General features: G+C 69.0%; 22 protein-coding genes and 1 pseudogene. 15 read left to right on the top strand and 8 right to left on the bottom strand.

Going from position 1 to position 25826, the window contains the following annotated elements; all coding sequences use genetic code 11:
• Positions 1-110 precede the first annotated feature (110 nt).
• The 7 genes from QZM72_RS32445 to QZM72_RS32415 all read left to right on the top strand — a co-directional run bounded on the left by QZM72_RS32445 (position 111) and on the right by QZM72_RS32415 (position 9248).
• Complete coding sequence (locus tag QZM72_RS32445) at positions 111-1448, top strand: NAD(P)-dependent oxidoreductase (protein WP_301740150.1); 1338 nt, start codon at positions 111-113, stop codon at positions 1446-1448.
• A 57-nt stretch (positions 1449-1505) separates the two neighbouring features.
• Positions 1506-2822 carry an NAD-dependent dihydropyrimidine dehydrogenase subunit PreA gene (gene preA, locus QZM72_RS32440; RefSeq protein WP_089470993.1) on the top strand — a complete coding sequence of 439 codons (1317 nt, stop codon included), beginning with the start codon at positions 1506-1508 and terminating at the stop codon, positions 2820-2822.
• 100 nt (positions 2823-2922) lie between these two features.
• A complete protein-coding gene (locus QZM72_RS32435; protein WP_089470994.1) occupies positions 2923-4431 on the top strand; it encodes an NCS1 family nucleobase:cation symporter-1 in 1509 nt (502 codons plus the stop codon).
• 65 nt (positions 4432-4496) lie between these two features.
• Positions 4497-5954: a dihydropyrimidinase gene (gene hydA, locus QZM72_RS32430; RefSeq protein ID WP_301740149.1), complete on the top strand. Its 1458-nt coding sequence runs from the start codon at positions 4497-4499 to the stop codon at positions 5952-5954.
• Positions 5955-6202: 248 nt separating this feature from the next.
• Positions 6203-7477 carry a NupC/NupG family nucleoside CNT transporter gene (locus QZM72_RS32425; protein ID WP_011545785.1) on the top strand — a complete coding sequence of 425 codons (1275 nt, stop codon included), beginning with the start codon at positions 6203-6205 and terminating at the stop codon, positions 7475-7477.
• A 39-nt stretch (positions 7478-7516) separates the two neighbouring features.
• Positions 7517-8833 carry a thymidine phosphorylase gene (deoA, locus tag QZM72_RS32420; protein WP_089470996.1) on the top strand — a complete coding sequence of 439 codons (1317 nt, stop codon included), beginning with the start codon at positions 7517-7519 and terminating at the stop codon, positions 8831-8833.
• A 25-nt stretch (positions 8834-8858) separates the two neighbouring features.
• On the top strand, positions 8859-9248 hold the full coding sequence (locus QZM72_RS32415; RefSeq protein WP_089470997.1) for a cytidine deaminase: 390 nt from the start codon (positions 8859-8861) through the stop codon (positions 9246-9248).
• 31 nt (positions 9249-9279) lie between these two features.
• Here the strand turns inward: QZM72_RS32415 and QZM72_RS32410 are convergent, their stop codons facing one another.
• From QZM72_RS32410 to msrB, 4 genes are all read right to left on the bottom strand, one after another.
• A complete protein-coding gene (locus QZM72_RS32410) occupies positions 9280-10395 on the bottom strand; it encodes an aromatic ring-hydroxylating dioxygenase subunit alpha (protein ID WP_089470998.1) in 1116 nt (371 codons plus the stop codon).
• A gap of 234 nt (positions 10396-10629) precedes the next feature.
• Positions 10630-11373 carry a peptide-methionine (S)-S-oxide reductase MsrA gene (gene msrA, locus QZM72_RS32405; protein WP_089470999.1) on the bottom strand — a complete coding sequence of 248 codons (744 nt, stop codon included), beginning with the start codon at positions 11371-11373 and terminating at the stop codon, positions 10630-10632.
• A 60-nt stretch (positions 11374-11433) separates the two neighbouring features.
• Positions 11434-13278 carry a cytochrome c biogenesis protein DipZ gene (locus QZM72_RS32400; RefSeq protein ID WP_089471000.1) on the bottom strand — a complete coding sequence of 615 codons (1845 nt, stop codon included), beginning with the start codon at positions 13276-13278 and terminating at the stop codon, positions 11434-11436.
• Between the two features lie 35 nt (positions 13279-13313).
• Positions 13314-13844, bottom strand: a complete 531-nt coding sequence (msrB, locus tag QZM72_RS32395) for a peptide-methionine (R)-S-oxide reductase MsrB (RefSeq protein ID WP_089471001.1) — start codon at positions 13842-13844, stop codon at positions 13314-13316.
• Between the two features lie 153 nt (positions 13845-13997).
• Between msrB and QZM72_RS32390 the strand changes: the two are divergent.
• Positions 13998-14184: pseudogene (locus QZM72_RS32390) on the top strand (IS3 family transposase); the annotation flags it as partial.
• 30 nt (positions 14185-14214) lie between these two features.
• Here the strand turns inward: QZM72_RS32390 and QZM72_RS32385 are convergent.
• Entirely contained in the window at positions 14215-15111 is an 897-nt protein-coding gene (locus tag QZM72_RS32385; protein WP_301740148.1) for an amidohydrolase, read from the bottom strand.
• Positions 15112-15205: 94 nt separating this feature from the next.
• A complete protein-coding gene (locus QZM72_RS32380; protein WP_301740157.1) occupies positions 15206-16504 on the bottom strand; it encodes an MFS transporter in 1299 nt (432 codons plus the stop codon).
• Between the two features lie 138 nt (positions 16505-16642).
• Between QZM72_RS32380 and QZM72_RS32375 the strand changes: the two genes are divergently transcribed.
• Complete coding sequence (locus QZM72_RS32375; protein WP_301740147.1) at positions 16643-17584, top strand: LysR family transcriptional regulator; 942 nt, start codon at positions 16643-16645, stop codon at positions 17582-17584.
• Positions 17585-17843: 259 nt separating this feature from the next.
• On the opposite strand, the gene QZM72_RS32370 is transcribed toward QZM72_RS32375, so the two are convergent.
• Entirely contained in the window at positions 17844-18758 is a 915-nt protein-coding gene (locus tag QZM72_RS32370; protein ID WP_089471004.1) for a helix-turn-helix domain-containing protein, read from the bottom strand.
• Positions 18759-19090: 332 nt separating this feature from the next.
• Here QZM72_RS32370 and QZM72_RS32365 point away from each other — a divergent pair, with 332 nt between their 5' ends.
• The 6 genes from QZM72_RS32365 (at position 19091) to QZM72_RS32340 (ending at position 25183) form a co-directional block, all read left to right on the top strand.
• Entirely contained in the window at positions 19091-20164 is a 1074-nt protein-coding gene (locus QZM72_RS32365) for a porin (RefSeq protein ID WP_089471005.1), read from the top strand.
• A 104-nt stretch (positions 20165-20268) separates the two neighbouring features.
• Positions 20269-20592 (top strand): hypothetical protein, encoded by a 324-nt coding sequence (locus QZM72_RS32360; RefSeq protein WP_089471006.1) that lies wholly within the window; start codon positions 20269-20271, stop codon positions 20590-20592.
• Between the two features lie 151 nt (positions 20593-20743).
• Complete coding sequence (locus tag QZM72_RS32355; protein WP_089471007.1) at positions 20744-21991, top strand: MFS transporter; 1248 nt, start codon at positions 20744-20746, stop codon at positions 21989-21991.
• A gap of 39 nt (positions 21992-22030) precedes the next feature.
• A complete protein-coding gene (locus QZM72_RS32350; RefSeq protein ID WP_089471008.1) occupies positions 22031-22897 on the top strand; it encodes a dihydroorotate dehydrogenase electron transfer subunit in 867 nt (288 codons plus the stop codon).
• On the top strand, positions 22890-23867 hold the full coding sequence (locus tag QZM72_RS32345; RefSeq protein WP_301740146.1) for a dihydroorotate dehydrogenase: 978 nt from the start codon (positions 22890-22892) through the stop codon (positions 23865-23867). The genes QZM72_RS32350 and QZM72_RS32345 overlap by 8 nt, the downstream gene beginning before the upstream one ends.
• On the top strand, positions 23867-25183 hold the full coding sequence (locus tag QZM72_RS32340) for a Zn-dependent hydrolase (protein ID WP_301740145.1): 1317 nt from the start codon (positions 23867-23869) through the stop codon (positions 25181-25183). The genes QZM72_RS32345 and QZM72_RS32340 overlap by 1 nt, the downstream gene beginning before the upstream one ends.
• Before the next feature lie 57 nt (positions 25184-25240).
• On the opposite strand, the gene QZM72_RS32335 is transcribed toward QZM72_RS32340, so the two are convergent.
• Positions 25241-25801 carry a DNA-binding protein gene (locus QZM72_RS32335; protein ID WP_301740144.1) on the bottom strand — a complete coding sequence of 187 codons (561 nt, stop codon included), beginning with the start codon at positions 25799-25801 and terminating at the stop codon, positions 25241-25243.
• Positions 25802-25826 lie beyond the last annotated feature (25 nt).

Genomic DNA, 25826 nt, shown 5'->3' with positions numbered 1-25826 from the left:
CCGGTAGACCGCGCATAGTTCGACCGTAGCAATCCTAAGCACGACCGCCCCGACTGTGCATCCGCAGCCGGCGGGGACGGCTTTGTCTCCACCCAGTCGAAGGAATGCGTATGACCACCCAGCCAACCGGCGATATCGCCGCGCATCGCCTGTCGTCCACGCAACTCTCGTGCGAATTCGCCGATATCGCGCCGCTGCTCGATCCGACCGCGGCGGCGGCGGCGGCCAGCCGCTGCCACTACTGCTACGACGCGCCGTGCGTGCACGCGTGCCCGACGCAGATCGACATCCCGAGCTTCATCCGCAAGATCGGCAACGGCAACCTGAAAGGCGCGGCGATGGACATCCTGTCCGCGAATCCGCTCGGCGGGATGTGCGCCCGCGTGTGCCCGACCGAGATCCTGTGCGAAGGCGCGTGCGTGCGCAACCATCAGGATGCGCAGCCGGTCGCGATCGGCGCGTTGCAGCGGCACGCGACCGACTGGGCGATGGAGACTGGCGCGGTGCAGTTCCGGCGCGCGCCCGAGACGGGCCGCCATGTGGCGGTGGTCGGCGCGGGGCCGGCCGGGCTCGCGTGTGCGCACCGGCTCGCGCTCGCCGGGCACCGCGTCACGCTGTTCGATGCACGGCCGAAGGCCGGCGGCCTGAACGAATACGGGATCGCCGCGTACAAGACCGTCGACGATTTCGCGCAGCGTGAAGTCGAGTGGCTGCTGTCGGTGGGGGGCATCACGCTGGAAACGGGTATCGCGCTCGGTCGCGACGTCACGCTCGACGCATTGCGCGAACGGCATGACGCGGTATTCCTCGCGATGGGCCTCGGCGGCGTGCGTGCGCTCGCGATCGACGGCGAGCAATTGGGCGGCGTGACGAACGCGGTCGATTTCATCGAGCAGGTGCGACAGGCCGACGGGCTGGAGAAGGTGGCGGTCGGGCGGCGCGTGGTCGTGATCGGCGGCGGCAATACGGCGATCGATGCGGCCGTGCAGAGCCGCAAGCTCGGCGCCGAGCGTGTGACGATGGTGTACCGGCGCGGGGTGGACGCGATGAGCGCGACGTGGGCCGAGCGCGAATTCGCGCAGAAGTGCGGCGTCACGCTCGTCACGCACGCGAAGCCGGTGCGCATCGCAGGCACGGACGGGCAGGTGACGGGCGTCGAATTCGAGGCCGCGTCGGGCGAGCGTTTCACCGTCGATGCGGACATGGTGCTGAAGGCGATCGGCCAGACGCTCGTGCCGGACGGTATCGAAGCCGCGCTGCTGACCGCGGACCGCACGCGTATCGCGGTGGATGCGGACGGGCGCACGGCGCTGCCGGACGTATGGGCCGGCGGCGACTGCGCGGCAACCGACGGCATCGACCTGACGGTGCAGGCCGTGCAGGACGGCAAGCGCGCGGCCGCGTCGATCGACGCGACGCTCGCCGCGCGTGACGCGAAGGCGGCCTGAACGCGCGACGCACCGCACGCACACCGACGAACACGACCCCTTCTCACGGAGCCGAACATGGCCGATCTCCGCTGCACCATCGCAGGCATCACTTCGCCGAACCCCTTCTGGCTCGCGTCCGCGCCGCCCACCGACAAGGCCTACAACGTCAACCGCGCGTTCGAGGCGGGCTGGGGCGGCGTCGTGTGGAAGACGCTCGGGCTCGATCCGCACGTCGTCAACGTCAGTTCGCGCTACGGCGCGGTGCAGTGGAACGGCCAGCGCATCGCGGGGCTGAACAACATCGAGCTGATCACCGACCGTCCGCTCGACGTGAACCTGAGAGAGATCGCGCAGGTGAAGCGCGACTGGCCGGACCGCGCGCTGATCGTGTCGCTGATGGTGCCGTGCAACGAGCGCGACTGGAAATGGATCCTGCCGCTGGTCGAGGATACCGGCGCCGATGCGGTCGAGCTCAACTTCGGCTGCCCGCACGGGATGAGCGAGCGCGGGATGGGCGCGGCGGTCGGGCAGGTGCCCGAATACGTCGAGATGGTCACGCGCTGGGTGAAGGAAGGCACGAGGCTGCCGTGCCTCGTGAAGCTCACGCCGAACATCAGCGACATCCGGATGGGCTCGCGCGCCGCATACAAGGGCGGCGCGGACGGCGTGTCGCTGATCAACACGATCAACTCGATCGTCGCGGTCGATCTCGACCAGATGGCGCCGATGCCGACCGTCGACGGCAAGGGCACGCACGGCGGCTATTGCGGCCCGGCGGTCAAGCCGATCGCGTTGAACATGGTCGCGGAGATCGCCCGCGATCCGGAAACGCCGAACCTGCCGATCTCGGGCATCGGCGGCATCTCGTCGTGGCGCGACGCGGCCGAGTTCATGGTGCTCGGCGCCGGCAGCGTGCAGGTGTGCACCGCCGCGATGCATTACGGATTCCGGATCGTGTCGGATCTCGCCGACGGCCTGTCGAACTGGATGGACGAGAAGGGCTACGCGACGCTCGACGACATTCGCGGCCGCGCGGTGCCGAACGTGACCGACTGGAAATACCTGAACCTGAAATACGACATCAAGGCGCGCATCGACCAGGACCGCTGCATCCAGTGCGGGCTGTGCCATATCGCGTGCGAGGACACGTCGCACCAGGCGATCACGGCGACGAAGGACGGCGTGCGGCACTTCGAAGTGGTCGATTCGGAATGTGTCGGGTGCAATCTTTGCATGCATGTGTGTCCGGTCGAGCAATGCATCACGATGGAGCGCGTCGATTCGGGCGACTACGCGAACTGGACCACGCATCCGAACAATCCGGCGAGCGCGGATGCCGGCGCGAGCGGCGGCCCGGCGGCCGCGCCCGAGAAGCACGCGAAGGCGGCCTGACCGGCGTCCGGCGGCACAGGAGAGCTTGCGCCGCCGCTTTTCGTTTCCCCGGGCCGGCATCGTGCGATGCCGGCGCCGACGTTTTCGTGGAGCGCGTTCAATGAAACCAGCAGCGATTCCCGCCGATCCCGACAGCGCCGCGGCGCACGGCGGCAGCCTGTACAACGACGACCTCGCGCCGACGACGCCGGCGCAGCGCACGTGGAAGTGGTACCACTTCGCGGCGCTGTGGGTCGGGATGGTGATGAACATCGCGTCGTACATGCTCGCGGCCGGGCTGATCCAGGAAGGCATGTCGCCGTGGCAGGCGGTGATGACGGTGCTGCTCGGCAACCTGATCGTGCTCGTGCCGATGCTGCTGATCGGCCATGCCGGCGCGAAGCACGGGATTCCGTATGCGGTGCTCGTGCGTGCGTCGTTCGGCACGCAGGGCGCGAAGCTGCCGGCGCTGCTGCGCGCGATCGTCGCCTGCGGCTGGTACGGCATCCAGACCTGGCTCGGCGGCAGCGCGATCTACACGCTGCTGAACATTCTGACCGGCAATGCGCTGCACGGCGCGGCGCTGCCGCTCGTCGGCATTTCGTTCGGACAGCTCGCGTGCTTCCTCGTGTTCTGGGCGCTGCAGCTGTACTTCATCCTGCACGGCACCGATTCGATCCGCTGGCTCGAAAGCTGGTCCGCGCCGATCAAGGTCGTGATGTGCGTGGCGCTCGTCTGGTGGGCGACGTCGAAGGCGGGCGGGTTCGGCTCGATGCTGTCGGCGCCGTCGCAGTTCGCGGCGGGCGGCAAGAAGGCGGGACTCTTCTGGGCGACCTTCTGGCCGGGCCTGACCGCGATGGTCGGCTTCTGGGCGACGCTCGCGCTGAACATTCCCGATTTCACGCGCTTCGCGCATTCGCAGCGCGACCAGATGATCGGCCAGTCGATCGGGCTGCCGCTGCCGATGGCGCTGCTGTCGGTGGTGTCGGTCGTCGTCACGTCGGCGACCGTCGTGATCTACGGCAACGCGATCTGGGATCCGATCGACCTGACGAGCCGGATGACCGGCATCGGCGTGGGCATCGCGCTCGTGATCCTCACGCTCGACACGATGTGCTGCAATCTTGCCGCGAATCTCGTCGGGCCTGCCTACGATTTTTCGAGCCTGTGGCCGAAGGCGATTTCGTACCGCGCGGGCGGGATGATCACCGCGACGATCGCGATCGTGATGATGCCGTGGAAAATCCTCGCGACGACGGACGGCTATATCTTCACCTGGCTCGTCGGCTATTCGGCGCTGCTCGGGCCGGTCGCGGGCATCCTGATGGTCGACTATTTCCTGATTCGCGGCACGCAGCTCGACACGCGCGCGCTGTTCGACGAGCGCGGCGATTTCAGCTACGCGCGCGGCTGGAACCCGGCCGCGCTGGTCGCGCTCGCCGTCGGCGTGCTGCCGAACCTGCCGGGCTTCCTGCATACGGCGTTTCCGGCGTCGTTTCCGAACGTGCCGGCGTTCTTCAACACGCTTTACACGTATGCGTGGTTCGTCGGCCTCGTGCTGGCGTCCGGCGTATACGGCACCTGGATGAAGTGGCGCGCCGGACCGCGCGCGCGGATTGTAAGCGCATGACGCGCGAGCCGGCGGCGACTCGCGCGCGGCATGCGGCACCCGACAGTCAACGAGGAGGCAACGAAATGGCAATCCTGATTCGCGGCGGCACCGTGGTCGATGCGGACCGCTCCTATCGCGCGGACGTGCTCTGCGCCGATCCGCAGGACGGCGGCACGATCCTGCAGATCGCGGAGCAGATCGACGCGCCGGCCGGCGCAACCGTCGTCGACGCGCACGATCAGTACGTGATGCCGGGCGGCATCGATCCGCATACGCACATGGAACTGCCGTTCATGGGCACGACCGCGAGCGACGATTTCTATTCGGGCACCGCTGCCGGGCTGTCGGGCGGCACGACGAGCATCATCGATTTCGTGATTCCGAGCCCGAAGCAGCCGCTGATGGAGGCGTTCCACGAATGGCGCGGCTGGGCCGAGAAGGCGGCTTCCGATTACGGTTTCCACGTGGCCGTGACGTGGTGGGATGAGAGCGTGCACCGCGACATGGGCACGCTCGTGCGCGAGCATGGCGTCTCGAGCTTCAAGCACTTCATGGCGTACAAGAACGCGATCATGGCCGACGACGAAGTCCTCGTGAACAGCTTCACGCGTTCGCTCGAACTCGGCGCGCTGCCGACCGTGCACGCGGAGAACGGCGAGCTCGTGTTCCAGTTGCAAAAGGCGCTGCTCGCGCGCGGGATCACGGGGCCGGAGGCGCACCCGCTGTCGCGGCCGCCGGAGGTGGAGGGCGAAGCCGCGAACCGCGCGATCCGCATCGCGCAGGTGCTCGGCGTGCCCGTGTATATCGTGCACGTGTCGGCGAAGGACGCGGTGGACGTGATCACGCGCGCGCGCAGCGAAGGGCTGCGCGTATTCGGCGAAGTGCTGCCGGGGCACCTGGTGATCGACGAGGCCGTCTATCGCGACCCGGACTGGACGCGCGCGGCGGCCCACGTGATGAGCCCGCCGTTCCGCTCGGCCGAGCATCGCGAGGCGCTGTGGCGCGGGCTGCAGTCGGGGCAGCTGCATACGACGGCGACCGATCACTGCGTGTTCTGCGCATCGCAGAAGGCGATGGGCCGCGAGGATTTCACGAAGATCCCGAACGGCTGCGGCGGCGTCGAGGATCGCATGTCGGTGCTGTGGCATCACGGCGTGAACCACGGCCGCATCACGCCGAACGAGTTCGTGCGGATCACGTCGACCAATGCCGCGCAGATCTTCAACCTGTATCCGCGCAAGGGCGCGGTGCAGGTCGGCGCCGATGCCGACCTCGTCGTGTGGGATCCGGCCGCGACGAAGACGATCTCGGTGAAGACCCATCATCAGCAGGTCGACTTCAACGTGTTCGAGGGGATGACGGTGCAGGGCGTCGCGACGCACACGCTCACGCGCGGCGCGCTCGCGTGGGCCGACGGCGATTTGCGCGCGGTGCGCGGCGCGGGCCGCTACCTGAAGCGTCCGCCGGCGGCCGGCTACTACGAGGCCGCACGGATCGCGAACCGGCTGCGCGAGCCGCATCCGGTCGAGCGCGCGGGTTGAACGATGCGCGTCGCGCGGGGCGTGTCCGTTCCGACGGCACGCCCCGCGCCTGTTTTAGCTGCGTAGATAGAACACCTGATCAAATTGTCGAAGACGAAAACGGAAACGATCGATGCCATTGATCGCGGCGATTTTGGCGACGTTGCCGGCGTGCATATCGAGCGAGTAACATCCACCCACCCCATCACGTGGGCCGCGGGCACGGGCCGTCCGCCGGACAGTTCAAATAGTGAGAAAGGAGCACAAAGGTGGATATTCTGCGCAGTCTCCTCGGTATGCTGTTTCTGTTGCTGGTCGCGTATCTGTTGTCGAACAACCGCCGCGCGGTCAGCGCGCGGACCATGATCGCCGCGCTGCTCACGCAGTTCGCGATCGGCGCGCTGGTGCTGTTCGTGCCGTCCGGCCGCGCGGCGCTCGCCGGGGCCGCGAACGGCGTCAATCGCGTGCTCGACATGGGCAATCACGGCATCGCGTTCGTATTCGGCGGGCTCGTCGACGCGCGCATGTTCCAGTTGTTCGGCGACGGCGGGTTCGTGTTCGGCCTGCGCGTACTGCCGATGATCATCTTCGTCACCGCGCTGATCTCGGTGCTGTACTACATCGGCGTGATGAAGTGGATCGTCGCGATCCTCGGCGCGGGGTTGGCGAAGGTGCTCGGCGTGAGCCGCATCGAGGCGTGCTCGGCCGTCGCGACGATCTTCCTCGGGCAGAGCGAGATGCCCGCGCTCGTGAAGCCGTTCGTGCGCAACATGACGAGCGCCGAAATCTTCACGGTGATGGCGAGCGGGATGGCGTCGGTCGCCGGCTCGGTGCTGGTCGGCTACGCCGGCCTCGGCGTGAAGATGGAGTACCTGCTCGCCGCGTCGTTCATGGCGGTGCCGGGCGGGCTGCTGTTCGGCAAGCTGCTGTTTCCGACCGTCGAGCCGAGCCGCGTGGTGGTCGACGGCCTCGATTTCGACGACAAGCGCGCCGCCAACGTGATCGAGGCGGCCGCATCCGGCGCGTCGGTCGGCCTGCGCATCGCGATCAACGTCGGCGCGATGCTGATCGCGTTCGTCGGGCTCATCGCGCTGATGAACCTGATCGTCGGCGGCGCGGCTGCGTTCGCGGGCTTTCCGCAGGTCACGCTGGTCGGCATCATCGGCCACCTGTTCGCGCCGCTCGCGTGGATCATCGGCGTGCCGTGGCACGATGCGACGCTGGCCGGCAACTTCATCGGCGAGAAGCTGATCTTCAACGAATTCGTCGCGTACGGCGACCTGTCGCCGTACCTGAAGGGCGGCGCGCACGCGGCGGCGGCCGGCCTGCAGGTGCTCGACCCGAAGACGCTCGCGATCGTGTCGTTCGCGCTGTGCGGCTTCGCGAACTTCTCGTCGATCGCGATTCTCGCGGGCGGGTTCAGCGCGGTCGCGCCCGAGCGCCGCTCGGACGTCGCGCGGCTCGGCTTGCGCGCGCTGACGGCCGCGACGCTGTCGAACCTGATGAGCGCGGCGATTGCCGGGCTGTTTTTCTCGCTGCATTGAACCGTGCAGCAGACTCCGACCGTTTGACGCGAGGCAACGATGTTTCTACCGCAGGAATTCATTCGCAGGAAGCGCGACGGGCAGCCGCTCGATCGCGACGGGATGGCCGCGTTCGTGCGCGGCGTGACCGACGGCAGCGTGACCGAGGGCCAGGTGGCCGCGTTCGCGATGGCCGTGTATTTCAACGACCTGAGCACGGACGAGCGCGTCGCGCTGACGCTCGCGCAGCGCGATTCCGGCGACGTGCTCGACTGGCGCGCGCTCGATCTCGGCGGGCCGGTGATCGACAAGCATTCGACGGGCGGCGTCGGCGATGTCGTGTCGCTGATGCTCGGGCCGATGGTGGCCGCGTGCGGCGGCTACGTGCCGATGATCTCGGGGCGCGGGCTCGGCCATACCGGCGGCACGCTCGACAAGCTCAGCGCGATTCCCGGTTACGACGTGATGCCCGAGACGGACGCGTTTCGCCGCACGGTGCGCGAGGTAGGCGTTGCGATCATCGGGCAGACCGCGCGGCTCGCACCCGCCGACAAGCGCATCTATGCGATCCGCGACGTGACGGCGACCGTCGAATCGGTCGCGATGATCACCGCGTCGATCCTGTCGAAGAAACTCGCGGCGGGGCTCGACGGGCTCGTGATGGACGTCAAGGTGGGTTCCGGCGCGTTCATGCCGACGGCGGAGAAATCGGCGGAACTGGCCCGCAGCATCGTCGACGTCGGCAACGGCGCCGGCATGAAGACGACCGCGATCCTCACCGACATGAACCAGTCGCTCGCGCCGTGCGCGGGCAATGCGCTCGAAGTGGCGTGCGCGATCGACTACCTGACGGGCAAGTCGCGTCCCGCGCGTCTGCACGACGTGACGATGGCGCTGTCGGCCGAATTGCTCGTGACCGGCAGGCTTGTGCCCGATGTCGCCCACGCACGCGAGAAGCTGCAGCAGGCGCTCGATTCCGGCGCGGCGGCCGAGCGTTTCGCGCGCATGGTCGTCGCGCTCGGCGGCCCGGCCGACCTGATCGACGCGCCTGCACGGCATCTGGCGCGCGCGGCGGTGATCGTGCCGGTTGCGGCGCCGGCGAGCGGCGTGGTGCAGCGCGTCGATTGCCGCGCGCTCGGGCTGGCGGTGGTCGCGCTCGGCGGCGGCCGCACGCGCGCGGAGGATGCGATCGACGTCAGCGTCGGCCTGACGGCGCTCGCCGAGATCGGGCAGCGCATCGAGGCCGGCGAGCCGCTCGGCTTCGTGCACGCCCGCGACGAAGCTGCCGCGGCTCACGCGGCGGACGCGGTGCGCCGCAGCTACGTGCTCGGGGAGACCGGCGAAGCGCCGCCGACCCTTTACCAGCAGATCGGCTGACCCTGCCCCCGGAGGCCTCACCACGATGGAACGAGACGAACTGATCGAACAGGCGAAGGCGGCGCGCGAGCGCGCGTATGCGCCGTATTCGCGCTTCAAGGTCGGCGCGGCGCTGCTGGCGCGCGACGGCGCGGTTTTCCACGGCTGCAACGTCGAGAACGCGTCGTACGGGCTGTGCAATTGCGCGGAACGCACGGCGATGTTCGCGGCGATCGCCGCCGGCTATCGGCCGGGGGATTTCGCGCGGCTCGCGGTCGTCGGCGACACGGACGGCCCGATCGCGCCGTGCGGCGCGTGTCGTCAGGTGATCATCGAGATCGGCACGCCCGACATCGAGGTGATCCTCGCCAACCTGAAAGGGGCCGTCGAGATCACGACGGCCCGCGCCTTGCTGCCGGGCGCGTTCACGCTGTAACGGCGCGCCGCGGCGAGCCGCATGCGTCACGTCATGCGCTGTCGCGTGCGTCGCGGATCGGGATCACGGTGCGCGCGCCGCACTGGCGCAGCAGGTCGCGCAGCTCGTTGATGACCGGAAACACTTCGTGGTTCCAGTCGGCGCCCTGGCGATCGTGCGCTTCCTGCTCGCGCTCGACGATCCAGCGATCCTCGCGGAAGATGCGCTCGGTGAACCACACGAGCAGCGGCCACGCGAGATCGAGCGCGAACGGGATGCCGGGCTTGTGGATCGACAGCAGCCCGAACGTGCGGTTGGTGCGCTGCTCGGCGTCGAGCGGCACGTAGACGATCCACAGATCCATCACAAGCGTGCCTTCGCTCGAGCGGATCTGCAGCGTCTGGTACGGGTAGCCGGTGCGCACCGTCATCACGCTCTTGTCGGACTGGTCGGCCGGCTTCTTGCTCGCGCCGAACACGAGCGCCTCGCCGACCGGCTGCTTGCCTTCCATCCGCGCGAACGTGTAGTCGACCTCGACCCAGTCGTCGCCGCGGCGGCGGCCCACGGAGCGCGCGCGCATCTGCCCCATCTGCTTGCGATGCAGGAACTGATGGTTCATGTCCATCAGGTTCTCGTGCATGAACGAGTAGTGGCACTTGACCTCGCGGCCGAAGCGGCGCGTCTTGTACGCGGGGTTGTCCGCCGATTCGAGCGCGGGGAACGGCCGTTCGTCGGCGAGCGTGGCATCGCCCGGAAACACGAAGATCAGCCCGTGCGCCTCGCGGCACGGATACGCGCGCACGCCGTTGGGCAGGCGCTCGCGGCCGAGGTAGGGCACGTCGACGCAGCGGCCGCTGTCGCACGCGTAGGTCCAGCCGTGGTAGCAGCAGCGCAGCGTTTCGCCGCTCACGACGCCCGCGTGCAGCGGCACCTGGCGGTGCGCGCAACGATCCTCGAGCGCATACACGGCGCCCGATTCGGTACGCACGAGCACGATCGGATCGCCGGCGAAGCGCACGCCGAGCGTCTTGCCGCGCTTGAGCTCGCGCGACCACGCGAGCGGGTACCAGTGATCCGGGTGAATGGGCACGCGGCGCAGGTCGCGGACGGCCGCGCCGGTGGACGGTTCTTCGAGGGTGTTGCTGTCAGGCAAAGGCACTGCGCGCATGCGTGACGCCTCCTGGCTGGACTGAATGTCGAGCGCCGCAAGAAGCGGCGGGAATCAGGAGAGTCTACGCGAAGTTGCCGGTCGCGGCGGAGGCGATGCGGGTTTGCCCCGGCATCGCATCCGCTGGTTCGTTGATCCGGCGCAAACGGGACGCCGCTGGGGCGTGGTGTCTGCGGCTCTGCTGGGCGGTGGGCGGCAGCCCCGTCATGCAGCGAGCAGACGGTCGCAAGCGGCTCACGAGCGGGCTTCGCGCCACAGCACCGGGTCGGCACGGTACAGCGCCGGGAAGCGCTGTTTCAGCCCGGCGACCTTCGGCAGGTCGTTGAACGCGATATACGGCGCGTCGGGGTGCAGTTCGAGGTAATTCTGATGATAGGCCTCGGCCGGATAGAAGCCCTGGTAGGCTTCGACGCGCGTGACCACGGGCGCCGGAAACACATGCGCGCCGCCGAGCTGCGCGATGTACGCGGTCGCGACCGCGCGTTGCTGCGCGGTGGTCGGGAAGATCGCGGAGCGGTACTGCGAGCCTTCGTCGGGGCCCTGCCGGTTCAGTTCGGTCGGGTCGTGCGCGACCGAGAAGAACACCTGCAGCAGCCGGCCGTACGTGACCTGGGTCGGATCGTAGACGATGCGCACCGATTCCGCGTGCCCCGTCAGCCCCGAGCCGACGAGCGCATAGTGCGCGGTTTCGGACGCGCCGCCCGCGTAGCCTGCGGTCACCTGCTTCACGCCCTTCACGTGCTCGAACACGCCCTGCACGCCCCAGAAGCAGCCGCCGGCGAGCACGGCCGTCTCGTCGTGCGATGCGCCGGGCGTTTCGTCGAGCGTCGGCGCGGGCACGGTACGCATCGGCTCGGCGGAATGGACGATGCGCTGGTAGCCGAATACGGCGGCCGCCGCGACGGCGATCGCGCCGATGCGGCGCAGCACGGCGGCGCGCCGACGGGCGGCGGCATCGCGGGTAGGGATCGGATTCATGTTTTGCTCCTTCGGAATGCATGGGGAAAAGCGGCGCCCGGATGGCGGCGGCGCGCGCGATCAGCCGAAAGTGAATGCGTACGCATCGACACCCGGATCGAGGAACTCGATCGCGAACGTGCGATCGGCGATCGCACCGGGCTGGCGGACGAGCTGGTACAGGCGCTGGCCGGTGACGGTGCCGTAGCCCTGCGCGTCCACGTCGTCGCCATGCGCGACGCCGGGCGCCGCGCCGTCGAGCGTCACGCGAAAGCGCACGGGCCGCCCGCCCGCGCCGGGGCCGAGCACGAGGTGCAGGTCGCGTGCATGGAAGCGGTAGACGATCCGGCCATCCGGGGCGGCGAGCGCCGCGCGCTCGGCGCCGACGTTCCACGTGCCGGCAAGGCCCCAGTCGTTGAGGTCCGGGCGGGCCGGCGCGTCGTAGCGGTGCGCGGCATCGCGCACGACGCCGCCCGCGGACGCAAAGCTTTCCGCGCGTGCATAGCCGACATACGTTTCGGGCGAACGGACGTCCGCGCTGTCGGCCGCCGCGAGCGCACCCTTCGCGGGCGCGCCCGCGAGCCCGAGCGGCACGTTCAGCGCGTCCGGATGGCCGGCTTCGGCGAGCAGCGACTGGATCGCGCGTTCCGACTGCGCGTATTCGCCTTCGCCGAAGTGGTGATGGCGGATCCGCCCTTGCGCGTCGACGAAGTAGTGCGCGGGCCAGTATTCGTTGTTGAACGCGCGCCAGATCGAATAGCCGTTGTCGATCGCGACCGGGTAGTCGATGCCGAGGTCGTGCACGGCCTTCTTCACGTTGCCGATATCGCGCTCGAACGCGAACTCCGGTGCGTGCACGCCGATCACGACGAGCCCGTACGGCGCGTACTTGCGTGCCCAGGCAGTCGTGTACGGCAGCGTGCGCAGGCAGTTGATGCACGAATACGTCCAGAAATCGACCAGCACGACCTTGCCGCGCAGCCCGGCCGCTGTCAGCGGCGGCGAGTTCAGCCACTGCACCGCGCCGTCGAGCGACGGCAGCGTGCCTTCGACCGGCAGCGCGGCCGCGGTGGCGTCGGCCACGCGCATCATCGCGCCGCCGCCGGCCTGGGCGCCATCGGCTGCGGCGGCCATCATCGCGCCGCCCGGCGCGTTGTCGGTGGCGCCGGTCGCGGCCGGGGCCGCCGGCGCACCGTTCGAGCGTCCGCCGAGACGGTCGACGAGCTTCGTTTCGAGCCCGCCCGTGGTGACCGTCGACAGTTGCGCGAGGGCGCCCGTATCGAGGCCGAGCGCGATCGCGCCGACACCGGCCAGGAGCGCCGCGCCGATCCCGCGGCGAATCCATTCGCCGGCGCCGAGCGAGCGCTTCATCGCGGCGAACACCTTGCCGCCGATCACGAGCGCGACGCCGAGCGACGTCGCCGCGCCGGCCGCATACGCGACGAGCAGCAGCGTCGTGCCGACACTCGCGCCACGCAGTGCGGCGCCGGTCAGCACGAGACCGAGGATCGGGCCCGCGCACGGCGCCCACAGCAGGCCCGTCGCGACGCCGAGCAGCAGCGACGACGCCGGGCCGGCCGGGCGGCCGTCGCGTTGCGCGAGCCCGGTGAGCCGGTTGCCGGCGGCGACGAGCGGGCGCGTCAGGTGTTCCGCGAAGCGCGGCATCAGCAGCGTCAGGCCGAACACGGCGAGCAGCACGATCGCGATCCAGCGGCCGGCCTGGTTGGCCTGCGCGACCCAGCCGCCGCCGACGGCGGCGAGCGTCGCGACGACGGCGAACGTGAGCGCCATGCCCGCGAGCAGCGGCAGGCCGGTGCGCACGAACGGCTGGTCGGCGCGCGCGAACACGAACGGCAGCACGGGCAGGATGCACGGGCTCAGGATCGTGAGCACGCCGCCGAGATAGGCAAGGACGATGAGCAGCATGATGCGTTCTCCAGTCGAATGGGCGTGGGGCCGGATCAGGCGGCGGCTGGGTGGAACGCGAGCGCGAGGCCGTTCATGCAGTAGCGCAGGCCGGTCGGCGCGGGGCCGTCGTCGAACACGTGGCCGAGATGGCCGCCGCAGCGGCGGCAGTGCACTTCGGTGCGGACCATCCCGAACGACGCGTCGGCGTCGGTGCCGACCGCGTGGTCGAGCGGTTTCCAGAAGCTCGGCCAGCCCGTATGGCTGTCGAACTTGGTGGCCGACGAGAACAGCGCGAGGTCGCAGCCGGCGCACGCGAACGTGCCGTGCCGGTGCTCGTCGTTCAGCGGGCTGCTGAACGGCCGCTCGGTGCCGGCTTCGCGCAGGACCGTGTATTGGGCGGGCGTGAGCCGGCGATGCCATTCGGCGTCGCTGAGCGTGATCTCGAACGGGGCGCCCTTCGGCGAGCCGGCCGGCGGCGCGGCGAAGGCGCGGGCGACCAGCGCGCGGCGGCCGGCGGACGACAGCGCCGCGAGCGCGGCGAGGCCGGTGGCGCCGGCGAACAGCAGATGTCTGCGGGTGGGCATGACGGGCTCCTGGAAGCAGGTGCTGAAAACATGCGCCCATCGTAGGCGGCGGCCGGTGTCGAAGTCCTCACGGAAAGTTAAATGAATCGTGATGATTGGAATGTTCCGTCGCCGTGCTATGAAATGCCCCTAGCCCACAAAACTGTCCCATTTGTGCACTGCGGGTATCGGCGCGTTCACGTGGTCCTGCGACGGGAAGGCTGGCGAGACAATGCAAGCGCGTCGACAGGTTGTATCGTGCGGAGGGCCTGTCACTGCGGCACAGGCGGCGGCGACGTAACAAAGCGGCCCGGCTGCGACAGCCAGGCACATCGTGACCGCAATCAACGAAATCTGGAGCGAGCCGCGGACAATCGCCCGCCGTACAGGGTCAGTAGCGGAACAGCTCGCGTGCTGAATCGACCAGGATGGTGCGCCGCTGTGCCTCGTCGGGCACCCATTGCCGCAACGCGTGCGCCGCCGACGCGTAGTCGACGAGGTGACGATGCTCCGTATGCGGCCAGTCGCTGCCCCAGACCAGACGCTGGGGGCTAAACGCCTCCAGCAGCTGGGCGGCCAGCATCGTGCCCAATGCCATACCGTCGCCGCCCACCCCACCCGCATCGGCATTCGCGTTCGCATCGACGCTCCGATAGGCCGCCGACAGCTTGACCCAGATGCGGCCGCTGTCGGCGCGTCGGAGAAGCGCGCGAAAGCCCGGATCACGCAGGCCGGCCGCCGGATCGGGCCGCCCGAAATGATCCACCACCACGGTACAGCGTTGCGCCAGCAACGCGTCAAGCAGCACCGGCAGGTCGGCCGCGTCGCGATGGATCTCGACATGCCAGCCCAGCGCGTTCAGGCGCGCAAGAAAACGCGGCCAGGGGCCCTGGTTCAGGTTGGGCAGCGGCAGCCCGATCAGGTTCAGACGCGCGCCGACGATGCCGCTGGCGGCGAGCACGGCCAGCTGCGCCTCGTCGATCTCCGGCTCGACCACGGCCACGCCGCGAAAGCGCTGCGGATAACGACGCGCGACAGCGGCCAGCCAGCCGTTGTCGGTACCGAGGAAGCTCGGCTGCACCAGTACGCCTTGAGAGAACCCATGCGTCGACAGATGCGCAACATACGCATCGAGCGTGGCGTCGTAGTCAGGCGCGTGGCGACGGTGTGCGGCCAGCGGCAGGCCGCGCACGAACAGGTGGGCATGGCTGTCGATGCCGGCGGGCGCTGGCACCGCGGCCGCGAGCCATGCCGCGCCGCCGGGGCTCAGGCCCGACTCGGCCTGCATCGCGCAATCGTCAGGCGTGGTGCTCATGGTGGAGAGAGACGAAGACATCAAGGAAAAGGAAACCGGCAGCGCATTTCAACTTCAAGCAAGGGCTTCAACCTCGCGATCCGCTCGGCGCGCGGCCGTCGTCGTCCCGGGCCGGTTCGCCGACGGCGAGCGGCGCCGCGATCCGGCGGCCGCGCGTCTCGGGCAGCATCAGCGCGGCGATCACCACCAGCCCGTAAGCGATGCCGGCATCGATGCCGAGCGCCGTGCCCAGCGACATCGAGCTGCTCATATGGCCGATCAGCACCGGGAAGCCGGCCGACACGATGCGTCCGAAGTTGTAGCAGAAGCCCACCCCGGTGCCGCGCACCCCCTGCGGATAGAGCTCGTTGAACAGCGCGCCGAGTGTGGCCGGGATGCCGGCCGAGACCAGGCCGAGCGGGAAGCTAAGGACCAGCATGGTGGTGTCGCCGATCGGCAGGAAGGTATAGAGGTTGACCATTACCGCGCAGCCGATGGCGAACACGATCACGTTCAAGCGCCGGCCGATGCGATCCTGCAGCCAGGCACTGACAAAGCAACCGACGATGAAGGCGACGATCACCACGGCCAGATAGCCGCCGGTGCCGAGCACCGATAGGTGGCGCTCGGTCTTCAGGTAGGTGGGCAACCACGTGTTGATCGCGTAGTAGCCGCCGTGTGCGCCTAGTCCGATCAGGCCGCCGACCGCCGTGGTGCGTAGCACCGAAGGCGCGAAGATGCCGGCCGCCGTCGCCAGCGCGCCAGGGCGTTCGCCGTTCGCGTCGACCGGCAGCGGCTCGCGCGGCGGCTCGACCACGTTGCGGCGCAGGTAGAGCACCAGCAGTGCCGGCAGCAGGCCGACCGCGAACAGCAGCCGCCAGGCCCAATCTTGCGACACCAGCGAGAAGATCGCCGTGTAGACCAGCACCGCGCCGCCCCACCCGAAGCCCCAGGCGCTCTGCACGATGCCCATCGCCTTGCCGCGATGCTTCGCGCTGACGATCTCGCTGAGCAGCACCGCCCCGGCCGTCCATTCGCCGCCAAAGCCGATGCCCTGCAGCGCCTTCAGCGCCAGCAACTGGTCGAAGTTCTGCGCGAAGGCGCTCAGGAATGTGAACAGCGAGAACCAGATCACGGTGATCTGCAGCGCGCGCACGCGACCGATGCGATCCGACAGTACACCGGCCAGCAGCCCGCCGAGGGCGCCCGCCACCAGCGTGGCGCCGCCGATCAGGCCGGCCTGCGCCTTGGAGATGCCCCATACCGTCAGCAGCGTCGGGATCACGAGCGAGAATATTTGCGTGTCGGCGGCGTCGATCGCCCAGCCTGCAAAGCAGCCCCATAGGGTTCGTTTCTCGATGGGGGTAATGTCCCGGTACCAGCGCATGATCGTCTCCCTTTGCGCGCAGCTTGGCTGCGGCGCGCCGGCTGATGCGCCGGCGGCGATTGATTGATACATGCATTCTGGCGGGGATGAGGCTGGCTCGCATACTATGGAAACGTTGATCTTTCATTGCATCACGTTATGGAATCCGCCCGTATCCTCAAATACTTCGTGGCCGTAGCCGACGCCGGCAGCGTGACTGGCGCGGCCGACCTGCTCGGCTTGGCGCAGCCGGCGCTAAGCCAGGCCATCACGCGGCTCGAGCGCGAACTCGGCGTCAAGCTGTTCTCGCGCACGCGGCGCGGGGCGGCGCTAACCGCAGCCGGCGAGGCGATCATCGACGACATCCGCCTAAGCGTGGCGCGCATTGAGGCCGCCGAGACGCGCGCGCGCGATATCGGCGCGCAGCGCGGCGGGCGGTTCACGATCGGCTTCGTCTCGGCGGCGCTGTTTGAAGTGCTGCCGCGCGCGATCGCGGCGCTACGCGCCGAAGTACCGAACGTGGAGCTGGCGCTGCGCGAGATGAGCAATGCCGAGCAGGCCGCCGCGCTGGAGTCGGGCGAGATCGACATCGGCCTGCTGCATACGCCGGTGGTGGTCCGCGGACGCATGCACGAGAAGCTGATCGCGCGCGAGCGGCTGCACGCGGTGGTGCACGACACGCATGTGCTCGACGCCGACGGCCGGCTCGCGCTGGCCGACCTGGCACGCATCGGTCTGGTGTGGTTCCCGCAGGGGCAATTGCCGGTGGTGCGCGCCGGTATCCTCAGCGCGTTCCGCAAGGCCGGCTGCGAGGCCAACATCGTGCAGGACGCGAACCGCTCGCTGACGGTGCTCGCCTGCGTCGCGGCCGGCTGTGGCGCCTCCTTGCTGCCGGCTTCGGTGCAGGCCCTGCACTTCTCGGGCGTGCGCGTCTGCGAGGTGCGCGACGGAGATGCGCTGCCCTTCTTCGAACTGAGTGCGGTCTGGCCCAATCGCTCGCGACCGACGCTGGCCGATCGGTTCGCGGCGGTACTCGATCGCGTTGCCGAAAAGGCGGACGCGGGCGGCAAGGCGCAGCGTGCGCGGCGTCGTGCAGGCTGATGTCGATGTCACGCAGGTCGACCGGCCTCGGCTGTGAGTTTGGGCGTTTGATCGGACGTGCCAGCGGGCATCGCTGTAGATCTCCATGATCTATGTAACCGCGCAATAGCGGCGCACCCGTCCCCCCGAAAACAGCGCGAGCGTTGAGAAGTCGGTCATGGGCCTTCTTCCTGGCTGGTTCGGCGCAAAAGGAAGAGCAGCGCAGGAACGCGCGCGATGCGGGCCGACCGCGATCGCGCGTGGTCGATGCGACGCCGCGCTACGCCCGGTCGAGCAGGTCGACGAGCAGCCTGGCCCCGTCGGCCCCCTTCGTGGAATCGGCCCACAGCCGGTCGATCATCTTCCGGTACATCGCGACGGCATCCGCCGACGTGGTGATCGTCGCGATCCCGGTACGAATGTTCGGCAACTCGCCGAGCCGGAACGGCGATACCGCGATATGCGCGCTGTCGTCGTCCTCGAAGATCTGGAAGGTCTCGTTCGGCAGATTGTCGCTGACGATACCGATACGCACGCCTTTCGCATCGTCCTCGAGCATCCCGACGATGCGCATCACTTCGCGGCGCGCGGCGAGTTTGCGCTCGAGCTGCACGCCCGGCGGCAGCCCGAGGCGGCCGACCAGCCCGTGGTGCAGGAACTGCTCGATCTGGCGCAGCCCGATCAGGCTCGTCACGTTCAGCGGGGCGCGCCGGAACGCGGCTTTCCGGTCCGCGAGGATCGCCATCACTTTCGACAGCGTCTGCCGCCACGCGGCATCGGTCAGCGACGGCGGGATGCTTTCCTCGAGCATCTGGCGCAGCCAGTCTTCGTAATCGTCGGACGTCAGCAGGAACGAGAACGGATCGAAGTGCGCGAAGATCCGCTGCGAGCGGCTCTCGATCTGCCGCATGCGCTCGAAATAACTGATCGCCGAATCGTGATACTCGACCTCGACGCCCATCAGGTTCGCGAGCGACACGCCGAACAGCGCGGCGAGCCGCTCGAGCGTATCGATCTTCACAATCTCGCCACGTTCGAGCTTGTAGACCGCCGCGCGCGAGATGTTCAGGCGCTCGGCGACATCCTCGCTGCGCAACTCGGCAGCCATCCGGTACGCGCGCAAGCGCTCGCCAATGCTGTCGAAGTCGAAGCGCGCGCCGCGCAGACGCGTTTTTCGGGAACCGGCGGTGGACATGAAGTACCTCTAGGTGACGGGTGAAAAATCGACAGACACCGGTTTGCGCGACCGCGCCGCGCCGTCATCCTGCCCGGGGGGCATCGCGAAGATCGATGTTTGTCTATTTTTTTGTATCGGGTATTTTAACGTAGCCGACAACGGATGGTCGCACGCCCGTGGCTTGCGCTCGTCTTGTGCGCGGTCACGGCCAGCGACCGGATCGTGTCCGTGCGCGTGCACGTCGTCTAAATATTTGGACGAACGGCGCGCGCGGACGCCGTCGGCGATAGAGGCATCGCACCTTCCAGACATTCCCACGTGCCGGCCCATTGCGCCGGGAGGAGAAAAGCATGACGTCGCGCACCCCGTGCGCCCGATTTCGGGCAGGATTCCTGATGGCTGGCGCGGCAGGCGCCATTGGCATCGCGCCGCTCGCGCACGCGCAGTCGAGCGTGACGCTGTACGGCGTCGCCGACGCTTTCGTCGGTTCGGTGAAGCAACCCGGCGGGCGCACGGCGCTCGTGCAGTCGGGCGGCGGGATGACGACGTCGTTCTGGGGGCTCGGCGGCAGCGAGGATCTCGGCAACGGCAACAAGGCGTTCTTCGTGCTCGAAAGCTACTTTCAACCGCAAAGCGGCGCGTACGGCCGCTACGCCGGGGACAGCCTGTTTTCGCGCAATGCGTACGCGGGATTGCAGACGCGGTTCGGCCAGCTTCGTCTTGGCCGGATCACGACGCCGCTGTATCTCGCGACGATCCAGTTCAACCCGCTGTTCAATTCGTACACGTTCTCGCCGATGATCTTCCACACGTTCAAGGGCGTGGGCGCCGAGGGCGTGGTCGGCGATTCGGCCTGGAACAACGCGCTCGCCTATACGAGCCCGACGTTCGGCGGATTCAATGCGGGGCTGCTGTATGCACTCGGCAATACGGCCGGCCGGAACGGCGCGAAGAAATGGAGCGTCAACGCGAACTACGCGCGCGGCGCGTTCGCGGCCGCCGTGGTCTTCCAGTACGTGAACTTCAGCGCGACGCCCGGCGATCTCGGCGGCGCGCTCGCCGCGGCGCCGGGCCTGTCGAGCCAGCGCACGGTGCAGGTCGGCGCGTGGTACGACTGGCGTGTCGTGAAGCTGTTCGCGCAGTACATGAACGTCGCGAACCGCGCGCAGCGCGGCAACTTCCACGGCGATACGCTGCAGGCCGGCGTCAGCGTGCCGATCGGCGTGGGTTCGCTGCTGGCGAGCTACGCATATACGCATTCGAGCGGGGCGCTCGCCGACGGCGCGCATCGCAACACCGGCGCGCTCGGCTACGACTATCTGCTGTCGAAGCGCACCGACCTCTATTCGGCGATCAAGGTCGATCACGTCGGCGGGCTGTCGACCGGCATCACGTACGGCGCGGGCCTGCGCACGCGTTTCTGACGCAGGCGTCGCGATGCGAGGCTTCGCGGTTTACCCCGATACATCGGACGCTTGCATTCCGTTTTTGATGCGGGTAGTCTAAATATTTAGACGAGGAGGAAAGCATGAACCTTATGGACGCCACGCAGTGGCTGGCACAGGACGTCGTCGGCTTTTCCGACATTCACCGGTTCGCGACGCGCTGCCGGGACGCGGCGGCGCCGCACGGGCGGGAATCGGCGGCGCTGGTGCTGCTCGCACAGGCGGCCGCGACGTTCGCCGAACGGCAGGAGGGCGTGGCGGTCTGCGCGGAGACGGTGCAGGCATTTCTCGCCGAGCTGCGCGAGCACGCGCGGCGGCTGAGCGATGCGAGCCGCGGCTCGGACGACGCGCTGCTCGCGGCGCTCAACGGCGTCGCCGCGCGGGTGTCGAAGGAACTGGTCGTCTGATGCGCGGCGCCGGCGCGAATCTGCGCGGGCCACGCCCTTAAGTTACGCGATGCCGACGATCGGGTTGCGGTCAGTCTGTCCAAAAAAAACGACAAACGACCGCGAGGCGGACCACCGGCATCGATATTCCCTCCTCACGATACGGACAATCATGGAAGCGAACCTTCGACCCTCGGCGGCCGCGCCCGCCGGCGCACCGCCCGAACGGGTGTCGCGCTACGCGTGGAAAGTGCTGGCCGGCTCGGCCATCGGCTATGCGATGGACGGCTTCGACCTGCTGATCCTCGGCTTCATGCTGCCGGCAATTTCGGCGTCGCTGCAGCTCGGCGCGCAGCAGGCGGGGGCGCTCGTCACGTGGACGCTGGTCGGCGCGGTCGCGGGCGGCGTGATTTTCGGCGCGCTCAGCGATTGCTACGGCCGCGTGCGCGTGCTGACCTGGACGATCCTGCTTTTCGCGGTGTTCACCGGGCTGTGTGCGTTCGCACAGGGCTTCTGGGATCTGCTCGCGTACCGGACCATCGCCGGCATCGGCCTCGGCGGGGAATTCGGCATCGGCATGGCGCTCGCGGCCGAAGCGTGGCCTGCAGCCAAGCGCGCCCGCGTGTCGTCGTACGTGGCGCTCGGCTGGCAGAGCGGCGTGCTCGCGGCGTCGCTGCTGACGCCGCTGCTGCTGCAGAGCGTCGGCTGGCGCGGCATGTTCGCGATCGGCGTGCTGCCCGCGATCGTCGCCTGGGTGCTGCGCAACAAGCTGCACGAGCCGGAAGTGTTCGTCCGGAGCCGGCAGCCGGCGCGCACGGGCGCGCGTTTCCGGCTGCTGTTCGCCGATGCGCGCACGACCCGCACGAGCATCGGCATCGTCGTGCTGTGCGCGGTGCAGAACTTCGGCTACTACGGGATCATGATCTGGATGCCGACGTTCCTGTCGAAGCAGCTCGGCTTCTCGCTGACGAAATCCGGATTGTGGACCGCCGTGACCGTGCTCGGGATGATGGTCGGCGTCTGGCTGTTCGGACACCTGGCCGACCGGATCGGCCGCAAGCCGACGTTCCTGCTGTACCAGCTCGGCGCGGTGGCGATGGTGTTCGCGTATTCGCGGCTGACGGACCCGGCCACGATGCTGTGGGCCGGCGCGCTGATGGGGATGTTCGTGAACGGGATGGTCGGCGGCTACGGCACGCTGATGTCCGAAGCGTACCCGACCGCGGTGCGGGCGACCGCGCAGAACGTGCTGTGGAACGTCGGCCGTGCGATCGGCGGCCTCGGGCCGCTCGTCGTCGGCGCGCTCGCCGCGCGCTATTCGTTTCAGATCGCGATCGCGATGCTGGCCGCGCTGTACGTGCTCGACATGATCGTCACGGTCACGCTGATTCCGGAACTGAAGGACCGCGCGCTCGACTGACGCGCGTGCCTCCCGCCCAACCGTAACGAGGAGAGAACGATGGACGTGATCGACGGGGCGCGCGCCTGCGCGCAGCCGTGGGCGGCCACGGTCGCCGCGCATGCGTGCGACGTGGTCGCGCATCGCGCGGTGAACCGGCGCTATCGCTATCTGCGCGTGCGCGCCGATGCGCCGCTCGCGAGCGTCACGCAGGCCGGCCAGTTCTATCAGCTCGTCTGTCCCGTCAGCGATCTGCACCGGCCATTCCTGCCGCGCCCGATGAGCGTGTACGGCGTCGGCCCCGGCGCCGGCGAGATCGAGTTCCTGTACAACGTGACCGGCGAAGGCACGCGTGCGCTCGCGCAGCTCGACGTCGGCGCGCGGCTGTCGATCGTCGGGCCGCTCGGCCGCCCGTTCACGCTCGACGCCGGTGCGCGACGGCTGCTGCTCGTCGCGCGCGGCGTCGGTCTCGCGACGATGGCGCCGCTCGTGCAGCGCGCGGCGGGGGCGGGCATCGCGCTGACGGTCGTGATGTCGGCGCGCACGCCGGACGACCTGATGACCGCGGAATTCCTGCGCGGCGCGCCGGCCGACGTGCATGCGGTGTTCGACAGCGACGGCTCGTCGGCGGTCGCGAACGTGGACGCGCTGCTGCGCGCGACAATCGCGCGCGACCGGCCGGACGCGGTCTACACGTGCGGCTCGCAACGGCTGCTCGCGCTGCTGCAGCACGTGCTCGCCGACCATCCGTCGATGCGCGGCGAGGTCGCGCTCGAGCAGCGGATGGCATGCGGGATGGGCGTCTGCCTGTCGTGCGTGCGGATGTTCGACGACGGCGCGACCCGCGCATTCCGGCGCGTGTGCCGCGAGGGCCCGGTGTTCGCGATTCGCGACGTGGTGACGGAGGTGGAGGTGGGAGTTGGCTGACCTGAGCGTACGCGTGGGCGAGTTGCGCCTGCGCAATCCCGTGATGCCGGCATCCGGCTGTTTCGCGATCGAGTATCGCGATGCGCTCGACCTGACCGGGCTCGGCGCGCTCGTGATCAAGAGCGTGTCGCCCGCCAGCCGCCCGGGCAACCCGACGCCGCGCGTCGCCGACGCGGGTGACGGCATGCTGAATTCGATCGGCATTCCGAGCCGCGGCATCGACGACTATCTCGAACACGTGTTGCCCGCGTACACGGGCCACGGCACGCCGGTCGTCGCGTCGGTGTCCGCCGATACGGCGGACGCGTTCGCGCGCGCGTGCGAGGCGCTGTCGCGGCCGGACGTCGCGGCGATCGAGGCGAATATTTCGTGCCCGAATCTCGAGGCGGACGGCATGGCGTTCGGAATGGACGCGGGCATGACCCGGCAGGTCATCGACGCGATCCGCGCGCGCACCGGGCATCCGTTGTGGGTGAAGCTGACGCCGAACGCGGGCAACATCGCGAAGATCGCGCAAGCGGCGCAGGACGCGGGCGCCGATGCGATCGTGATGGGCAACACGGTGCTCGGCATGTCGATCGACGTGCGCACGCGCCGGCCGTCGCTCGGCAACGTGATGGGAGGCCTGTCCGGGCCGTCGATCAAGCCGATCGCGCTGCGGCTCGTCCACCAGTGCTACCGCGCCGTGTCGATTCCGGTGATCGGCTGCGGCGGCATCCGGAGCGCCGCCGACGCCATCGAGTTCCTGCTCGCCGGCGCGAGCGCGGTGCAGGTGGGCACGGCGTCGTTCCGCGATCCGGGCGTGATGCGCACGATCGTCGACGGGCTCGAGCAGTTTTGCGCGGACGAGGGCATCGGCGCGATCGCGTCGCTGACCGGGCAGGTCAGGCTCGACGCGGAGCTGAGCGAGCGCTGGCGGCGCTTTTGCGCGGCGCCGGCGCGCGCGGGCGGCACGACGGCGGGGGCCTGATGAACGCGCATACCGACACGCCGGACGCGCCGGCGGACATCGAAGCGCACGACGCGGCGGCGCTGCCGCTTGCCGAACTGACGGCGCTCGCCGAGCAGTGGTTCGACGAGATCCGCGTGCTGTCGGCCGACGGCGTGGGCGTCACGCGCGAGAGCTACGGCGACAGCGAAACGGCGGCCGCGCAGCGGCTGGCGGCGCACGCCGAACGCGAGGGCATCGCGGTGCGCGCCGATCGCGCGGCCAACCTGGTCTTCAGCCTGCCCGACGCGGACCCGCATGCGCGTGCGATCTGGGTCGGCTCGCATCTCGACTCGGTGCCGCATGGCGGCAACTACGACGGGCTCGCGGGCATCGTCGCGGGGCTGCTGTGCCTCGTCGCGCAACGGCGCAGCGGCTCGGCGTCGCCGCGCCCGTTGAATGTGATCGCGCTGCGCGGCGAAGAAAGCGCCTGGTTCGGCAAGGCCTACATGGGATCGAGCGCGCTGTTCGGCCGGCTGACGCCGGACGATCTCGCGATGAAGCATCGCAGCACCGGCCGGCCGCTGGCCGACTGCATGGCGGCGGCGGGCGTCGACATCGACGCGGTGCGGGCGCGCAAGCCGCTGTTCGACATGCGGCGCGCGCATGCATATCTGGAGCTCCACATCGAGCAGGGGCCCGTGATGGTCGCGCGCGGGCTGCCGGTCGCGGTCGTGTCCGGCATTCGCGGCAACGTGCGGCACAACTCCATCAGTTGCATCGGCGAGGCCGGCCACTCCGGCGCGGTGCCGCGCGACCTGCGGCACGACGCGATCTTCGCGGTCGCCGAGCTGATCACGCGGCTCGACGAGCACTGGCGCCGGCTGCTCGAACGCAACATCGATCTCGTCGTGACGACCGGCATCGTGTCGACCGATCAGGACGAGCATTCGATTTCGCGGATTCCCGGCCAGGTGCATTTCAGCTTCGAGGCGCGCAGCGAGAGCACGGAGACGCTCGACGTCTTCCATGAGCTGCTGATCGCCGAATGCAATTCGATCGCGCGCGAGCGTGGCGTGCGATTCGATTTCGACCGGCGGCTGGCGAGCGCGCCGGCGCGGATGGACGCCACCCTGCGCGCCGCGCTTGCCGACGCGTGCACGCGGCTCGACGTGCCGTATGCGACGCTGCCGAGCGGCGCGGGCCACGACGCGGCGCTGTTCGCGAACGCGGGCGTGCCAAGCGGGATGCTGTTCGTGCGCAACGATCACGGGTCGCACAACCCGCGCGAGGCGATGTCGATCGATGATTTCATGCTGGGCGTGCGCGTGCTCGCCGACACGATCGCGCGGCTGTGACCGGCGACACGGGAAACGATGGCGGCCGACGCGCCGGGGATCCGGAGGGCGCGCGGTTCACGCCGACGGAACGGGCGCGCCCGCGCCGCCTTGCGCGCGGTTCACCTGCGCGAGCACGAAGGCATAGACGTCATCGAGCGCCGACACGATGCGCGTGCCGGCCGCGACGCCATCGAACGCGCTCGCGGGCCCGGTGCAGATCAACGGTTTCGCGAAGCGCGTCGCGAGGCGGATCTCGTCGAGCGTGCCCTTGCTCCCCGGCAGCGCGACGACGACGTCGCTCGTCAGCACGTTCACGTAGTTGCGGCTCAATGCGTCGTCCGGCGCGTCCGCTTCCTTGCGCGGCAGTGGCGTGACGATAGGCAGGTCGATGAACGGATTCGGATAGCCGGCGATCGGCACGAAGCCGAACAGCGGGTGCGCTTCGCTCGGCACGATGCCGATCGAGCGGCCGCGGCGCCCCGGCGTCGTCGCGTAGGCGCGCGCGACCGACAGCATCACGCCGCGGCCGGCGCCGGTCAGCAGGTCGAACCCTTGCGCGGCGATCCACGTTCCGAGTGGCGTCGCCCACTCCGGCCATTCGTTCGTGCCCGAGCCCATCACGCCAATGATCGCCATCTTGTCCTCCTGGTTGGCCGCCGCG

Source organism: Burkholderia sp. AU45388, assembly GCF_030481585.1.
Lineage (GTDB): Bacteria > Pseudomonadota > Gammaproteobacteria > Burkholderiales > Burkholderiaceae > Burkholderia > Burkholderia sola.
Note: the sequence above shows the minus strand (reverse complement) of the source record. Positions and strands in the feature narration are given on the sequence as shown.